Source organism: Stenotrophomonas sp. STEN147, assembly GCF_056757995.1.
The window spans coordinates 30,629-46,930 of sequence record NZ_JBRRCG010000003.1 but is presented as its reverse complement, the minus strand read 5'-3'; the positions used below and the strand labels follow the sequence as shown (position 1 = coordinate 46,930).

Here is a 16,302-nt window from a genome sequence, read left to right as displayed (position 1 = left end):
GGAAACGACGGTGGCGAAGGCGAACAGGCGATGAGTGCGACACAGCAGCGCTCGATGTGGGTCGCCGGCCTGTCCACCGTGGTGGAGTGGTACGACTTCACCCTGTACCTCTATTTCGCCACGGTGCTGTCGCGGGTGTTTTTCGGCGGCGGCGAACAGGCGATGCTGGTCACCCTTGCGGGATTTGCCGTGTCCTACCTGATGCGCCCACTCGGCGCGCTGTGCTTCGGTCACCTCGGCGACCGCTTGGGGCGGCGCTGGATGCTGCTGGCCTCGATGGCGCTGATGGCTGCAGCCATGCTGGCCACCGCGCTGCTGCCTACCGCCGCGACGGCGGGCACGACGGCGGGTGTGCTGCTGCTGGTGCTGCGGTGCGTGATGGCATTCTCGGTGGGCGGTGAATACACGGGCGTAGTCGCCTATCTGCTGGAAAGCGCTCCGGCACGCCGGCGTGGACTGGTGACCTCGTTGGCCTCGGCGGCCAGCGAAGTGGGCGCGCTGCTGGCGGTGGCGATCTCCGCACTGACGGTCGCGCTGCTGCCGCAGGTACAACTGGACAGCTGGGGATGGCGCATTCCGTTCTTCGTCGGTGCTGCACTGGCGCTGGTCATCCTGATCGCGCGTTCGGGCATGCATGAATCGCCGGAGTTCGAGCGGCAGCGTCGCGAGGGCAGCATTCCTGCCACGCCGCTGCGCCACGTGCTGCGCCACCATCCGCAGGCGGTAGCGCGCACCTTCGCCATTTCCGCGCTGGGCTCGATCACCTACTACGTCGGCATCACCTATGTGCCCGCGTTCCTGCACGCGCAGGGGCACGACGAGGGCGATGCCCTGTGGCTGTCGACGATCGCGGCGGTGGCCGTGATCGCCATCACTCCCTTGTGCGGTGCGTTGTCGGATCGCTTCGGCCGGCGCCCGCTGCTGTTGGGCCTGACGGTACTGGCGGCGTTGCTGCCGCTGTCGTTGTTCGGCTGGATGGCGCATACCACGCCGCTGGGGATCGCCGTGGCGGCGGTGCTGCTGGCCTGCGTGGCCGGTGGCGTGAGCGCGGTCGCGGCACCGGCCACGGCCGAGCAGTTTCCGGGCGAGGGCCGGGTAAGCGGGCTGGCACTGGGCGTGACCATGGCCACGGCGGTCTTCGGCGGGGCGACACCGTGGCTGGCGCAGTGGTGGGTGGAGCGCAGCGGCTGGGCGGCGGCACCGGGCGCGATGATCGCGCTGGTCGCATTGCTGGTGTTGCCGGTGCTGTGGACGCTGCCGGAAACGGCATCGACGCGGAAGAGCCGCCCTGGCAAGCAGGGCGGATCCTAGCCGGTCACACCTTCAGCGTCTGCTCGATGTCGGCCAGCACGGCGGCGGCATCCACGCCAATGGCAATCGACTGCACCACGTGGCCGTCCCATACGCTGGGGCCGAATGCCAGGCCTTCAGGCTTGGGAATGGTCATGCCACGGGCGACGCCGTCGGTGGCCACGCGCACGCTTGCGCGCTCGAAGCGGAACAGCTCCGGGCGGGTGAGCGCGATGCAGGCGCAGCAATCGTGCACCACCATGCCCTTGTGGCCGGCCTGCAGGTAGAAGTCCACGTAGTCCTGCGACAGCGCACGCACCAGTTCGGCATCGGCGCCCCCGACCGCAGCCAGTTTGTCCAGGCCGTCACGGTCCATCTCGACGCGGGTGGTGACATCCAGGCCGATCGCGGTGACCGGCCACTGTGCGGTGAACACCACGTCGGCGGCTTCCGCATCGCCCCAGATATTGGCCTCGGCGGCCGGGGTGATGTTGCCGTTGACGTGGAAGGCGCCCCCCATGATGACCACGCCACGCACCAGGCCGGCGATCTCCGGTGCCTGCTGCAGGGCCAGGGCCAGGTTGGTCATGCGGCCGACCGCGACCAGCGTGACCTCGCCGGGATGGGCCCGCACCAGATCGATGATCAGCTGGTGCGCAGGACGGGCGTCGGCGGTCACGTCCAGCTGGGCAGGTACCGGGTGATTGCCCAGGCCATTGTGGCCGTGGATGTGCACCGGCCAGGCTTCCGGCGTGGCATCGGGCTGCAGGGGGCCCGCGGCGCCACGCGCGACCGGCGCAGTCAGCGCCCAGGCCTGCTTCAGGTACAGCGCGTTGTGGGTGGTGGACTCCACCGAGGCGTTGCCGAAGGTGGTGGTAACGCCGATCAGGTCGATCTGCGGATGCTTGTGCAGGTACAGCAGGGCCAGGGCGTCGTCGACGCCCGGGTCGGTATCGAAAATGACTTTCAGCATGTTGTTGTTCTTCTTCTTCCGTGTGGTGCGGGGGGCCCCGGCGGCCAGGAGGCGGGCCGGCGCGCGCTACATTGTCCCATCTTCATGACAGGCAGGGCCATTGGCGGGGCGGCGGGCCACGCCCGGCGGGGCGACAGCTCGCTCAGGCGCCGCCTTCGGTCGGCAGCGGCGCCGGTACGTTCAGCAGGCCCCCGGCCGCCACGTAGGCGGCCAGCGCCTGGCCCTGGCTGAGCAGGTGCCGTTCCATCGTGCGCTCTGCCGCGTCGGCATCACGGCGACGGAAGCACTCCATCAGCTCGCGGTGCTCGGCCAGCGACTGTGCCGTGCGTCCGGGCGTCAGCAGCTGCCGGCCGCGATGCATCTTCAGGATGCGGTGCAGGTCGTGGGTGATGCGGATCAGCCACGGATTGCCGGCATAGTGCTGCACGGTTTCGTGGATGAGGTAGTTGTTGCGGTAATACTCGGCGATGTTGCCGTCAGCCGCCGCCGCTTCCATCGCGGCATGCAGGGATTCCAGCTGGGCCACGCCCGCATCATCGATATGCCTGACCGCTTCATGCGCGCAGCGGCCCTCCAGCATGGCCATCACCGGGAACAGCTGGTTGAGGTCCTCCAGCGTCAGCCGGGTTACCCGGCTGCCGCGCCCGGCGTCGATCTGCACCAGGCCTTCGGCCGCCAGCAGCTTCAGCGCCTCGCGCAGCGGGGTGCGGCTGATGCCCAGTTCACTGCACAGCGCAGGCTCGTCGATCCATTCGCCGGGGGGCAGGCGATAGTCATAGATGCGCTCGCGCACATGTTCGGCGACCTCCTCGTACAGGGGCGCGCGCTTCTTCGGGGACCGTGGAGCAGGGGCGATGGCCATTGGCAGAGTGTACCCGCTGGCGGTCGTGCCGGCCGTCAGCCGGCACGACCGGTCATCGCCTACATCCAGCCCGGCACCACGAACACCAGCCAGGCCAGCAGCGGCCCCAGTGCCACCACCAGGCCGCTATAGACCAGGAAGCGGCGGAACAGCGTCTCGCGTTCTTCCTTCGCCGCCGATGCCACGACCAGTGCACCGTTGGTGGAGAAGGGACTGACATCGACGATGGTGGACGACACCGCCAGTGCGCAGATCACGCCGGCTGCACCCAGGTGCCCCTGCATCAGGAACGGCACCGCCAGTGGAATCGTTGCGCCGAGCACCGCCGCGGACGATGCGAATGCGGAGACGATACCGCCGACGTAGCACACCAGCAGAGCGCCCAGCAGCGGAATGCCGATGTTGGACACCCCGTTGCCGATGAAGTCGACCGCGCCCGCATGCTCCAGCACGCCGATATAGGTCACCACGCCACAGATCAACAGAACGGTCGACCAGCTGATGCCATCCACCGCACCTTTCTGGCTCTGCGGCGAGAGCAGTGCCAGCGCCACTGCGACGGTGATCGACACCAGGCCGACGTTGAGGTTGTAGATCAGTGCCGCCACGCCCAGGCCGAGCAGGCCGACCAGGGTGAACAACCGCTCCCGGGTCAGACCCACTGCATCCAGCGCCGCCGGATCGTTGCTCAGGGTGCCGCCGCCGGCCGCCACCAGCGCGCCATGGCCTTCGATGGCGAACTGCCGCGACGACGCCTGCGGACCACCGGCCATTGCCGGTTCCGCACCGCCCGCGGTGATCGAGCCACGTCGCATCAGCGCGATGCCGCCGAAGGCGAGGAAGCAGATGATCGCCATCATGAAGTTGAAGCCGAGGCTGGTCAGGAACACCGCCATCTCGGTGACCTCCAGCCCGGCCTTCTGCACCACGCCATTGGTGATGCTGCCGTACACGCTGATCGGCGAGAAGCCGCCGGCCTGCGCACCGTGGATGACCAGCAGGCCCATCATCAACGGGTTGATGTTGTACTGCTTGGCGAAGCGCAGCGCGACCGGACCGATGATCGCCACCGCTGCCGGGCCGAGGGCGCCGAAGGCGGTCAGCACCGCGGTGACCACGAACATCACCCACGGAATGGCCACGATGTGGCCGCGCACCGCGCGTACCGCCCAGTGCACCAGCAGGTCGATGGTGCCGTTCTTCTGCGCGATGGCGAACAGGTAGGTGATGCCGACCAGGGTCAGGAACAGATCGCCGGGAAAGCCGGCAAGGACTTCCTTGCCCCCCATGCCGACCCAGACACCACCGATGATGAAGGCCAGTGCGAAGGCCACTGCGCCCATGTTGATCGGCAGTGCGGTGGCGACGATGAACATGATCACCAGACCGATGATCGTTGCGATTTGTGGACTCATGCGCCCTCCCAGACACGTGGCTCACGTACAGCGCGGATGGAGACCCGCCATCCCCGGGGTAAGGCGACGTACTGCAGTGTTGCGTGATACGTACTGCTCGAACCCGTTACTGCAGGCGCTGCAGCGCACTGCGGACCCATGCCGCAGCGCCATGCAGGCTCTGGAACTCTTCCACCGCGCGGAACTCGCAGCAGGGATAGGACGGCGCGACCATGCGTGCGAGCGCATTGCCCGGGCCCAGCTGCAGGAACACCCGCGCGCCGCGCTCGAAGGCCTGCCGCATCACCTGTGCCCACTCGATGGTCTGTGCCAGCTGTGCCGACAGGCTGTGCACCGCCGTTGCGGCATCGCGCACGGGCCGTGCATCGACGCCCGCCAGCAGCGGCAGGCGGGGTGCCCGCATGCCCGAGCGCTCCAGCGCGGCGGCGAAGGGCGCCACCGCAGCCGCCAGCAGGGGCGTGTGGGCAGCGACGTGGACCGGCAACGGACGCACCTGCGCACCGAGCGCGTGCGCCGCATCGGCCAGCGGCTGCAGGGTGTGCCGGATGCCTCCCACAATGAAGTGATCCTCGCCGTTGACGATGGCGATGTGGGTACCCTGCGCATCGCACAGCGCTTGCAACGTCGTACGATCCAGGCCCAGCACCGCCAGCATGCCGGCGCCTGCCGCGCTGGCACCGTCCATCAGATGCGCGCGCTGTGCCGACAGGGCCAGGCAGCTGCCAGCGTCGAAGGTGCCGGCAATGGCATGCGCCGCCAGTTCGCCGATGCTGTAGCCGGCCACCACGGTCGGCACCGGCAATGCATCGCGCAGGGCGTGCCACTGCGCCAGACTGGCCGCGCACAGCAGCGGTTGTGCCTGCGCATTGTCGAACCGGTCCTCGGCCGCAGCAGCGGTGAACACGTCGCGCTGCAGCACCTCGCTGGCGGCGAGCAGCACGCCATGCGCGGCGTTGTTGCCGCGCACGTGATCGAACATCGCAGCATGCTGGGCACCTTGTCCCGGACAGAGCAGGGCCAGCATCACGCTTGCTCCTGCAACAGCAGGAAGACGCTGCAGGCCAGCAGATCGGCGCTGCCACCCGGGCTGAGCCGGCGTGCGACGAAGGCATCGCCGATGTCCTGCAGGCGGGGTCGCCAGCCGGCGGCAAAGGCACCGCCGGCGTCGAGGAATCCGCGTGCCTGCTGCTGGGCCCAGCGCAATCCGGCAACACCGCCCCGATGCAGCAGGTTCAGATCCTCGACCTCTGCGACCAGATGCATCAGGGTGTGGGCCAGCGCAGCTTCGCGTGGCAGCCCTGCGCCAAGCGCATGGCGCAGTGCCGGCAGGGCCAGCCCACGCAGCAGGGGATATCCAGCGGCCGCCTGCTCGCGCACGCCGGGCACGCCGTGACGGGCGCGCGCGCGCTGCCCCGGACTGTTCACATCCAGGGGCGAGGTGGCGAAGGCGTCCGCCCATTGGCAGACCGCCTGGCATACCTGTTCACCTGTCGCGGCTCGGCCCAGACGCGTGCGGCACGAAGCCGATGCTGCCACCAGCAAGCCCAGGCTGAAGATCGCGCCGCGGTGGGTGTTGACGCCGCCGGTGGCGCGCAGCATCGCCGCTTCGGCGGCCAGGCCGTGGCCGCGCAGCCGATGGAACGGCGCTTCGGCGGCGCCATCGCGGGCAACCGCAGTGAAATAGTGGCGCAGGGCAAACAGGCTGCGCAGGAACGTACCGGCATCCATGTCGTCATGGCTGCCGCTGTCGAACGGCGTGACCAGGCCGGGCTTGGGCGCACAGGCAAGTTCGGCATGCAGCGCGGCGATCGCCAGGCGGCCGAGGCGTGCACTGTCGGGCGCGGTGCTGCGGCCGGCAAGGCGCGGCGCGACGGCGTTCATGCGGCCACCCCGGTGTCGTCGAAAAGACGGCGGCGTGCTTCCAGGGCTGCACCGTCAAGGCGTTTGACCAGCAGTTGACGGCTGCTGCCGGCGTACTCGCGCCAGTTCACCGCAGCGCCGCGGGCCAGGCACAGCTCGCCGTCGACCCGCTGCGGATGCTGCGCTTCCCACGCCCGCAGCCGAGTCACCAGCGCATCAGCCCGCGCCGCATCCGGGACCTCCCAGAGCAGGTCGATATCGGAATGGTCATGCACATAGGGCAGGCCAGTGACGTGCTGCCAGGCGAATGCGCCGAACACACGGGCCGGCGCGAGCGTGGCGAGAGCGTGCAACGGTGCCTGCCAGGCGGGGCATACGGCTGCCGCCAGGATGTCGCTCAGTGCCGGCGGCGCCTGCCGACGCTGTACATCCTGCAGCGGCACCCGCAGTGCAAGCCGCTGTTTGCCTTCGCCCGGTGGCAACGGCACACCCAGCCGCAGGCGGGAATCGGGGTCGTCTGCCGCGCGTCGCGCAACCATTGCCGGCAATCCCTGCGCGAACCATGCGGCGAGCCGCGGTTCCTGCGCAGCCACATCGGCCCGCCAGTCGGCGTGGGCCGACAACCAGACCAGCGTGTGGCGGGCCAGACGCTCAGGCATCGCCGTTGGCCACCGCGCCCGCGACGGCAGCCGCCTGCAGGCGGCCCCCCCGTTCGGCACCCAGTGCGGCACGGTGGTCGCCGTCGGCCGGCGCGCGCAGGGCATCCAGCAAGGCCTGCGCCAGCTCGCCCGACCACAGCGACCGCACCGCACCCATCGCCACGTAGTTTTCCACCCCGGGTGCGAACACCGGCGAGGTCAGGCTCAGCGCCTGCAGCTTTTCCAGCGGTTGCTTGGTCACGCGAGCCATCGCCCGCAGATCCATCACCCGGACCTGGGCATCCGGCAGCGCATGGATGGTGTCCGCCATCAGGCCGAACGAGAGGAAGCCACCGCTGACCGACTCGCCATGGACCAGGGTCACCAGCCGTGCGCCGCGTCGTCGCGCCACGTCCAGGCATTGCGCAAGGTGGGCGAAGTAACCGTTGATGCCGAGCAGTTCGTCGCGGCGCGACAGGCGCTGGCCTGCGGTATCCACCAGCATCACGATCGGTCGCTGCGGATGTGCGGCAGTGCTGGCCAGTACCGTTGCCGCCAGCACCAGCGCATGATCGACACCGACTTCCAGCTTGTCAGTGGTGCCGATGACCGTGACCTCGCCATCTTCGGTACTGGCGCTTCCGGTCAGCACGGAATCGTGCACGGTCACGGCGTGGCCGCGCGGGAACAGCGCGTCAAGCAGGGGCTGCAGCGGCGCGGTCATGGCAGTTTCCTGTGGGCGGTGGCGGCGAGGAACGCGTCGGTGTCCAGCAGCGGCAGGCGCTCGGGATCGTCGATTCCCTGGCGTGCCCAGATCTCCAGACCATCGCGGCAGTCCCCCCAGGCCTCTGCCCGGGCCTGCAGGGCGGCATGTCGCTGCTGCAGCGCGGCCAGCGCGGCATCGGCGTCTGCGCTGGCGGCGTCTGGCTGCAGCGCCTCGAATGCGGCCTGGGCGAATGCATCGATGGCATCGGGAACCAGAACCTGCGCCTGGTCGATGAAGTAGCGGTGCTTGCCGCCTGTCACCCGCCATACGAGGGCACGGTCACGCGAGTCGAACTCCTCTACGCCGCGCACGGTCTCGATCACTTCCGGCCCGGACAGCGACAGTCGCCCTTCCTCGGACATGATCACCGTGGTGCAGCAACGGGCGACGATGCCCATGCCGCCGAAGGCGCCGTTGCCGCTGCCGATGAGGGCCACCACCGGCACGCCGGCGGCGCGCGCGTCCAGGGTTGCGCGCATGATCTCGGAGATGGCGATCAGGCCGGCATTGGCTTCATGCAGGCGCACGCCGCCGGTGTCGAGCAGCAGCAGCACACCGTCGGGCCCGTGTTGCGCGGCCCGGCGCAGCAGGCCGGTCAGCTTGGCGCCATGCACTTCGCCGACACCGCCCCCCATGAACTCGCCCTGCTGTGCAGCAATCAGCACACGCCTGCCACGCAGCGACGCCGCACCGACCACGATGCCATCGTCGAACGCGGCGGGTTGGTCCAGCTGTGCCAGGTGCGGGCTCATGGCGCGCCGGGCCGGCCCGAGATACTCGGTGAACGATCCGGCATCGACCAGCCCGGCGATACGGGCACGGGCATCGGCCTCGTGGTAGCTGCGGCGTTGCATCGGATTCATCGCGGTTCTCCGGCGAGCAGTGTCTCCACCGCCTGGTCCAGGCGCAGGCTGACCACCGCCGGGGTGGCACCGGCATCGTTGATCGATACGCGCACGTCGCGCAGCGGATGCCGCCGGGCGAAATCACCGATGACCGCCTGCCAGATGGTGCCGAAGCCCTGCGCGGCGGTGACGACATGTACGGTCATTGCGCCGTCCTGCGCGGCAGGTTCCAGCAGGACTTCCAGATTGCCGGACGCCAGCACGCCCACCAGCACCGCGTCGTGCGGGAACCGCACCGGGGTTCTTCCGTCGAATCGATAGTCGAGGGTTTCCATCGCGTGCCCCTTACCAGTTGCGGAAGCGCTTGGGCGGGTCGTAGACACCGCCGGACCAGCGCACCAGGTCTTTCACCGAGCGCGCGGCCAGCAGGTCACGACTGGCGTCGCGCACCGAAATGCCGAGATCTTCCGGTCGCTGGATCACGCCGCGGTCGCGCAGGTTCTCCACCATCGCGCGATCGCGGCCCAGGCCGACCTTGGTGTAACCGGCCACGCCGCGGATCGCCTGTTCGCGCTCTTCCGCGGTGCGGCACAGCAGCAGGTTGGCGATGCCTTCCTCGGTCAGCACATGGCTCACGTCATCGCCGTAGATCATCACCGGTGGCAGTGGCATGCCAGCGCGCTCGGCCAGCGCCCACGCATCGAGGCGGTCAACGAACGCGGGTGCCATGTGTTCGCGGAAGGTCTCCACCATCTGTACCACCAGCTTGCGCCCGCGTGGCATCTCGCCCGGGCGTGCGGCCTGCTGGCCGGCTTTGATCCAGGCATCGCTGGCATGACGGCGGCCGCGTGCGTCCGAGCCCATGTTCGGCGCACCACCGAAGCCGGCGATGCGATCGCGGGTGGCGGTGGAACTGTTGCCCTGCAGGTCGACCTGCAGCGTCGAGCCGATGAACATGTCGCACGCATACAGGCCGGCGGTCTGCGAGAACGCGCGGTTGGAGCGCATCGAGCCATCGGCGCCGGTGAAGAACACGTCACCGCGCGCGGCGATGTACTTCTCCATGCCCAGCTCCGAACCGAACGAGTGCACGGACTTCACGAAACCCGACTCGATCGCGGGAATCAGTGCCGGATGCGGATTGAGCGCCCAGTGCTGGCAGATCTTTCCCTTCAGGCCCAGCGATTCGGCATAGGTCGGCAGCAGCAGTTCGATCGCCGCCGTGTCGAAGCCGATGCCGTGATTGAGCCGGTTCACACCGTATTCGGCGTAGATGCCCTTGATCGCCATCATCGCCATCAGCACCTGGATCTCGGAGATCTGTGCCGGGTCGCGGGTGAACAGGGGTTCGATGTGGTTCGGGCGCGGTGCCTGCACGACGAAGTTGACCCAGTCGGCGGGGATATCGACGCGGGGGAGGGTGTCGACGATCTCGTTGACCTGGGCGATGACGATGCCGCCACGGAATGCGGCCGCCTCGACGATCACCGGCGTGTCTTCGGTGTTCGGCCCGGTGTAGAGGTTGCCGTCGCGGTCGGCGGCCTGCGCTACGACCAGTGCCACGCGCGGCGTGAGGTCGATGAAGTAGCGGCCGAACAGTTCCAGGTAGGTGTGGATGGCCCCGATCTGGATCCGCCCTTCGGCCACCAGGTTGGCCAGCCGCACCGATTGCGGGCCTGAGAAGGAAAAGTCCAGCTTCGAGGCAATGCCCCGCTCGAACACGTCCAGATGCGAGGGCAGCGACAGCACCGACTGCACCATGTGCAGATCATGCACGCGGGCGGGGTCCAGCCCGGCAAGGCATTCGGCCAGGAAGTCGGCCTGCTTCTGGTTGTTGCCCTCGAGGCAGACCTTGTCGCCGGGTTCAAGCAGGGCGTGCAGCAGCTCGCCCACATCGTCGGCGGCCACTGCACGGCCTCTGCTCCAGGGCGCAGCCCGCTGCAGACGTGCCTGGCGGCTGCGTTCCAGCGTGTCCCAGCTCGGGTTCATCGACCGGCTTCCGATTGGCGTTGAGATAATTACGCCATAATTACGGTAGGCGACGCAACCTGCACCGCAGCAAAAAGAAGGGCCCGCCAATGGCGGGCCCATTCAGGTTGCAGGCTTTCAGCGGGTCGTTCTCAGAACTTCCAGCGCAGGCTGGCGGCGACGAAGCGCGGTTCGCCGTAGTTGTTGTAGTCCAGGTTCGCCCAGTAGGTCTTGTCCAGCGCGTTGCGCACGCTCAGCGTTGCCGTCCAGTTGTCGCTGATGCGGTAGTTGGCGTTGAACTGCACGAGCGTGTAGGCCGGCTGGTTCACGGTTACCGTGCCGCCCAGCGGGTAGGGGATGTTGTAGCCCTGCACCTTGCTCTGCCATTGCACGCCGGCGCCCAGGCTCAGGCGTTCCAGTGCACCGCGCAGGCGCACCTGCGTGTTGAGCTGCAGCAGGTCTTCGGGCGGGTTGGCGTACAGCAGGTCGGTGGCGGCGCGGGTCACTTTGACATGGGTGAAGCCGGCGTTGACCGTCCAGCCCGGCAGGATCTCGCCGTTGACGTCCATTTCCCAGCCACGCGACTTGGTGCCGTTGACGCCGATGTAGGCCGAGGTGCCATCGCTGAGCGAGCCTTCCGGCACTCCCATGTCGCGCACGGCATAGTTGTCCTGCTTGGCCTCGAACACAGCGGCGTTGGCGGTCAGTCGCCCATCGAACCACTGCGTCTTGATGCCCGCTTCCAGATTCGAGCCCTGCACCGGCGCCAGCAGGTTCTCGTTGCGGTCCTTGAAGTTCTGCGGGTTGAAGATCTCGGTGTAGCTGGCATAGACCGAGAACTGCGGCGTGACGTCGTAGACCAGTCCCACGTACGGGGTCACTTCATCACTGACCTTGTAGGCCCCGCTGGTCCCGGTATACGCACCGGCCACGCTGTAGGAGCGGCTGAGGGTTTCCCAGCGGCTCAGGCGCGCACCCGCGATCAACGACAGCGGATCGGCCAGGCGCAGGCGCGCGGCCAGGTAGACGCCGCTCTGCGTGGTCTTCTGCACGCGGCGCGCGCCGGTACGGGTGTAGGTCACCTCGGAGATGTCGCCGTTCCAGTCGTACACGTTGGGGATGTAGTAGCAGCGTTCGCGGCCGCAGGTGGCCCAGTCGCGCGGGTAGTTCAGGGCAACAGTGTGGGTGGTGCCTTCCAGATCGGACCACTGGGCACCCAGGGTGACGTCATGCTCGCGGCCGAACAGCGGGAACGTGCCGGTCAGGTAGGCATCGATGTTGCGGCGGGTGTCCTCGGAGTCGCCAGCGGCAGTGCGCAGGTAGATGCCCGCACCGGTGGCCGGATCGGGATTGCCGGTGCCGTACAGGCGCATGTTCTGCACATTGCCACGGGTGTGGGCGGTGTTGATCTTCAGCAGCCAGTCCTCGCCGAAGCGCTGCTCCAGGTTGGCGAACACCGTGCTGGTCTCGCGCTGCCAGTAGCTCCATTTCGGTGCCAGGTTGGTCGAGCGCGGCAGGTGCGCGAAGTCGCCGCGGCTGTCGAAGAACGGCACGGTACCCCAGGTCGAACCGACCGGGTTGTTGTCCTGGGTCTGGTAGCCGAGGGTGACCGTGGTGCTGTCGGTCAGGTCGCCCTCCAGCACCGCCATGCCGGCCATCTTGTTCTCCTTGTAGCGGTCGTAATAGAAATCACGATCGGTATAGGCGGCGACCACGCGGCTGCGGAACCGGCCATCTGCGGTCAGCGGCGCGGTGACGTCGGCCTCCATGCGCCGGTAGTCCCAGCTGCCGGCGCTCACCGAGAACGAGGCGTCGAAGTCCTTGCCGGGGCGCTTGCGCAGCAGGTTGACCGTGGCCGAAGGCACCCCCGCGCCGCTGAGCAGGCCGTTGGCACCGCGGATCACTTCGATGCGGTCATAGAAGGCGGTGTCGTATTCCTGGTTGGTGGAGCCGCTGTAGGTGGGAATGCCATCGACCTGGAAGTCCGTGATGGCAAAGCCGCGGGCGTAGTACAGCGGGCGCTGGGTGTCATAGAAGGACACGCTGACGCCGGTGACGTTGCGCAGCACGTCGTTGATGCTGAACAGCGATTCGTCCTGCAGGCGCTGCAGGCTGATGGCCGTGGCCGACTGCGGCGTTTCCTGCAGGGTGATCGGCAGGCGGGTGCTGCTTGAGGGCGGCGCAGCCTGGTCGGCGCGTACGCTGACGCGGTCCAGGGTCTTGGCATCGGCTGCGGCATCGCCGGCGGCGAACGCTGACGGTGTCGACAGGGCCAGGGATGCGAGCAGCGCGGCCGGCAGCAGCGCGCGACGGAGCGGGCGGGTAGGGGAGTGCAGGGACATCTTGGTGGGCTCGATGCGGGAGAGTCGGAAGGGCGGCAACAGCCGGGCGGTACCCGGGGCGGCGGCTTCGGGCTGGGTCAGGTCCGTCTGGTGAGCGCGGGCGGTCCGCGCGAGGCGCAAATGTAAATCGTTCTTAACAACATTACAATTCGCCCGGCCTGGTCGATGCCTGGGACGCACGCCACGAACCCCGGCAGAGCCAGGCCCCCTGAATGCAAACGGCCACCCGAAGGTGGCCGTCCGTAGGTGTCATCGAAGACCCGGGCTCAGAGTGCCTGCAGTTCCTCGTTGGCGTTGCGCTTTTCCTTGCCCGGCGTCGGCGTCGGCGTCGGCGTCGGCGCCGGCGGTGTGGCCGGTGCAGCCGTGGCATCGGCCGGCACTTCCAGGTAGGGCAGCTTCAGGGTCTGGCTGGTCATCGAACGAATCTCGTTGACCAGTGCCGCACTGTCGTTGAGCTTGCGCCCGTAGGAGGGCACGATCTCACGCAGGCGGGCTTCCCAGCCGGCCTTCATCTGCTCGGGGAAGGCCTTGGCCATCAGATCCAGCATGATCGGCGGCGACGTCGAGGCACCGGGCGAAGCGCCCAGCAGCGCAGCGATGGTGTGGTCCTTGTCGGTCACGATCTCGGTACCGAACTGCAGCACCGCACCCTTCAACGGATCGCGCTTGATGATCTGCACGCGCTGGCCGGCGGTGACCAGCTTCCAGTCGCCCGGCTTGGCATTGGGGAAGTACTTGACCAGTTCGGCCTGGCGGTCGGCATCATTCAGGCGCGCCTGGCTCATCAGGTACTGCACCAGGTCCAGGTTGTCCTTGCCCACTTCCAGCATCGGCGCAACATTGTTGTGGGTCACCGACGAGTACAGGTCCCACCACGAGCCGTGCTTGAGGAACTTGGTGCTGTACAGCGCGAACGGTCCGAACAGGACCACCGGCTTGCCGTCCAGCTTGCGCGCATCCAGGTGCGGCACCGACATCGGCGGCGAACCGGTCTCGGCCATGCCATAGGCCTTGACGCCATGGCGCGAGGTCACGTCCTGGCCCTGGAAGGCGAGGAACTGGCCGCCCACGGGGAATCCGGCGTAGTCCTTCGACTCGGGAATGCCTGACATCTGCAGCAGCTTCAGCGCGGCGCCGCCGGCACCGATGAACACGAAGCGGGCGTGGGTGGTGCTCTCGGTGCCGGCCTTGAGGTCCTTCACCGTGACGTTCCAGCTCTTGTCCGCGTTCTGCCGCAGTGCCGAGACTTCGTGGTTCAGGTGCAGGCTGAAGTTCGGACTGCGCTGCAGGCCGGCGGTCAACTGGCGGGTGATCACGCCGAAGTTGACGTCGGTACCCAGTGGCATCCAGGTTGCAGCGACCTTCTGCTTCGGATCGCGGCCTTCCATCATCAGCGGAGCCCACTGCCGGATCTGTGCCGGGTCTTCCGAGTACTGCATGCCGTAGAACAGCGGGTTCTTCACCAGCGCCTGCTGGCGCTTGTGCAGGTAGGCGATGTTGTCATCGCCCCAGACGAAGCTCATGTGCGGCGTGGGGTTGATGAAGTCGCTGGGCTCGCTGAGCCGGCCTTCCTTCACCTGGTGCGACCAGAACTGGCGCGAGACCTCGAACGATTCGGCGATGCCGACCGCACGCTTGGTCTCGATGCTGCCGTCGGGCAGTTCCGGGGTGTAGTTCAGCTCGGCGAATGCCGAGTGGCCGGTGCCGGCGTTGTTCCAGCCGTCGGAGCTTTCGCCGGCGACGCCGTCGAGGCGTTCGTAGACCTGGATGTTCCAGTCCGGCTGCAGTTCCTGCAGGTAGGTGGCCAGGGTGATGCTCATGATGCCGGCGCCGACCAGCACAACGTCGACAGGCTTGTCGTTGCTGGCGGCGGGTACGGAGCGCTGGGTCAGCGGCCAGTACAGGAACACGGCGGCAGCCAGCAGGAACAGCACGAGCAGGGCGAGCAGGGCCTTGCCAAATTTCTTCATGGGGGCGGGATCGTTGGCGGAGGGGAGGAGATCAGGATGCGCGCTGGGCAGGGGAAGGGCGTGAAGAAACAACGCCTTGCAGCATCCTTGCAGAGGATTCTACCCGGAATGGGTCCGGTTTTTGTGCAATGCATCATCCTGCCGGCGGTCGCTCCGGGGTAGACTTGTCGGCTGATTCCAGAACGACCACCGGCCACGGAGGGGCCGCGCAACGATGTCACGGATGCTGATCGTGGTGGGTGACGCCCTGCAGACGGGCGGTTCGGTCCTTACAGGTTCCCCGCATACCGATATCGAAGGGCGCGCCGTGGCGCGTGTCGGCGACCGTGTCATCTGTGCACGCCATGGTCCGGGTTCGATCGTTTCCGGCGATGCCACCCTGGTCATCGATGGCCAGCCGGTCGCCCGCGACGGCGACAGGGCCAGCTGCGGTTGCGCACTGGTATCGGGCAAGCAGCAGCGCGCCCACGTGGTGGCCGGCGGTGGAGGGCGCGCAGGTGCAGGCGCCGGAGTGGCGGCGATCGCAGCGATCGTCGCGCCGTTGTTGAAGCCGGCCCTGCAGACACCTCCCTTCGCAGCGCCCGGCACCGCCGTGCGCGACGAGAACGCGCCGCAGTGCTGGGTGGCGGATCATGATGCGCAGATCGACCGTGACGTGGACGGGCGCTACTACGAAGCCTATGACGTCAATGGCGACAAGCATGACTATCCTTTCCAGGTCAGCTACCGCATCGAGATTCCGCTGCAGGCCCAAGGCGAGGTGGTGGTGTCGATCAGGGTGCAGGTGATGCCCAAGCCCGGCGTCACCGCTGCCGAGGTAGCGGCGGTCAAGGCGCGCATGGAGCGCGGCATCGATCAGTTCTGGAACGGCCGGTTCACCCTGGACGTCCATGATCCCGCGTGTGGCACCCGCAGCTTCCCGATCCGTTACGAAGTGCGCTGGGTGCAGGGCGGCAGCGACTACAGGCTGATCGTTCATCGCACCTATGACCGCGAGCAGGTGGAGTTCCCGGATATCGACGTCTCCGTGTCGACCACGGCCTGGACCTTCGCCCACGAGTTTGCCCACACCCTGGGCGTGCCGGACGAGTATTCGTACAACGACCCGGACGAAGAGACCGTGCGTTACGTCCAGCCCGATGGCACTCTGGATCCGGAGGTGCTGGTTGCCGTTCCGGATTCCCGTGAGCTGACCGATCCGGCGGCGACCATCATGAATTCCGTGGACTGCGCGGTGACCCGGCCGCGTCATGCCTGGAACATCGCGCGGGAAGTACGTGAACTGCTGAGCCGGGAAATCGGCCGGGAGATAACATGCACCGTCAAGTGATTTCGTTGATTGCCACTTTTGCCGCTGCCGCAGCGCTGCCGGC

The 16,302-nt window shown here is 67.7% G+C and carries 14 protein-coding genes; 2 read left to right on the top strand and 12 right to left on the bottom strand.

The genetic code is table 11. From position 1 onward, the window contains the following. Positions 1-30 precede the first annotated feature (30 nt). Positions 31-1,311 (top strand): MFS transporter, encoded by a 1,281-nt coding sequence (locus ACVOKU_RS05070; RefSeq protein WP_481559309.1) that lies wholly within the window; start codon positions 31-33, stop codon positions 1,309-1,311. Between the two features lie 4 nt (positions 1,312-1,315). Here ACVOKU_RS05070 and ACVOKU_RS05065 read toward each other — a convergent pair whose 3' ends face one another. The 12 genes from ACVOKU_RS05065 to mqo form a co-directional block, all read right to left on the bottom strand. Further along, positions 1,316-2,263, bottom strand: a complete 948-nt coding sequence (locus ACVOKU_RS05065) for a nucleoside hydrolase (protein WP_065174581.1) — start codon at positions 2,261-2,263, stop codon at positions 1,316-1,318. Between the two features lie 142 nt (positions 2,264-2,405). Continuing rightward, positions 2,406-3,125 carry a GntR family transcriptional regulator gene (locus tag ACVOKU_RS05060; RefSeq protein ID WP_065174583.1) on the bottom strand — a complete coding sequence of 240 codons (720 nt, stop codon included), beginning with the start codon at positions 3,123-3,125 and terminating at the stop codon, positions 2,406-2,408. A gap of 59 nt (positions 3,126-3,184) precedes the next feature. Next, entirely contained in the window at positions 3,185-4,540 is a 1,356-nt protein-coding gene (locus tag ACVOKU_RS05055) for an SLC13 family permease (RefSeq protein WP_481559308.1), read from the bottom strand. A 106-nt stretch (positions 4,541-4,646) separates the two neighbouring features. Beyond that, entirely contained in the window at positions 4,647-5,567 is a 921-nt protein-coding gene (gene mdcH / locus ACVOKU_RS05050) for a malonate decarboxylase subunit epsilon (RefSeq protein ID WP_065182382.1), read from the bottom strand. Next, positions 5,564-6,421: a triphosphoribosyl-dephospho-CoA synthase MdcB gene (mdcB, locus tag ACVOKU_RS05045; protein WP_481559307.1), complete on the bottom strand. Its 858-nt coding sequence runs from the start codon at positions 6,419-6,421 to the stop codon at positions 5,564-5,566. The genes mdcH and mdcB overlap by 4 nt, the downstream gene beginning before the upstream one ends. Continuing rightward, entirely contained in the window at positions 6,418-7,059 is a 642-nt protein-coding gene (gene mdcG / locus ACVOKU_RS05040; RefSeq protein ID WP_481559306.1) for a malonate decarboxylase holo-[acyl-carrier-protein] synthase, read from the bottom strand. The genes mdcB and mdcG overlap by 4 nt, the downstream gene beginning before the upstream one ends. Then, positions 7,052-7,762 carry a biotin-independent malonate decarboxylase subunit gamma gene (gene mdcE / locus ACVOKU_RS05035; RefSeq protein ID WP_481559305.1) on the bottom strand — a complete coding sequence of 237 codons (711 nt, stop codon included), beginning with the start codon at positions 7,760-7,762 and terminating at the stop codon, positions 7,052-7,054. The genes mdcG and mdcE overlap by 8 nt, the downstream gene beginning before the upstream one ends. After that, positions 7,759-8,667, bottom strand: a complete 909-nt coding sequence (locus ACVOKU_RS05030) for a biotin-independent malonate decarboxylase subunit beta (protein WP_481559304.1) — start codon at positions 8,665-8,667, stop codon at positions 7,759-7,761. The genes mdcE and ACVOKU_RS05030 overlap by 4 nt, the downstream gene beginning before the upstream one ends. Then, the gene (gene mdcC, locus ACVOKU_RS05025; RefSeq protein WP_053516201.1) at positions 8,664-8,984 is read right to left on the bottom strand and encodes a malonate decarboxylase acyl carrier protein; all 321 of its coding nucleotides are present in this window, start codon (positions 8,982-8,984) and stop codon (positions 8,664-8,666) included. Before mdcC ends, ACVOKU_RS05030 begins: the two co-directional genes overlap by 4 nt. A 10-nt stretch (positions 8,985-8,994) precedes the next feature. Next, a complete protein-coding gene (gene mdcA, locus ACVOKU_RS05020; RefSeq protein WP_481559303.1) occupies positions 8,995-10,638 on the bottom strand; it encodes a malonate decarboxylase subunit alpha in 1,644 nt (547 codons plus the stop codon). 131 nt (positions 10,639-10,769) lie between these two features. Further along, a complete protein-coding gene (locus tag ACVOKU_RS05015) occupies positions 10,770-12,959 on the bottom strand; it encodes a TonB-dependent siderophore receptor (RefSeq protein WP_053516245.1) in 2,190 nt (729 codons plus the stop codon). Between the two features lie 266 nt (positions 12,960-13,225). Continuing rightward, on the bottom strand, positions 13,226-14,929 hold the full coding sequence (gene mqo, locus ACVOKU_RS05010; protein ID WP_481559302.1) for a malate dehydrogenase (quinone): 1,704 nt from the start codon (positions 14,927-14,929) through the stop codon (positions 13,226-13,228). Positions 14,930-15,143: 214 nt separating this feature from the next. On the opposite strand from mqo, the gene ACVOKU_RS05005 reads away from it, so the two are divergent. Further along, positions 15,144-16,259, top strand: coding sequence for a PAAR domain-containing protein (locus ACVOKU_RS05005; RefSeq protein WP_481559301.1), 1,116 nt, complete (start codon positions 15,144-15,146; stop codon positions 16,257-16,259). Positions 16,260-16,302 lie beyond the last annotated feature (43 nt).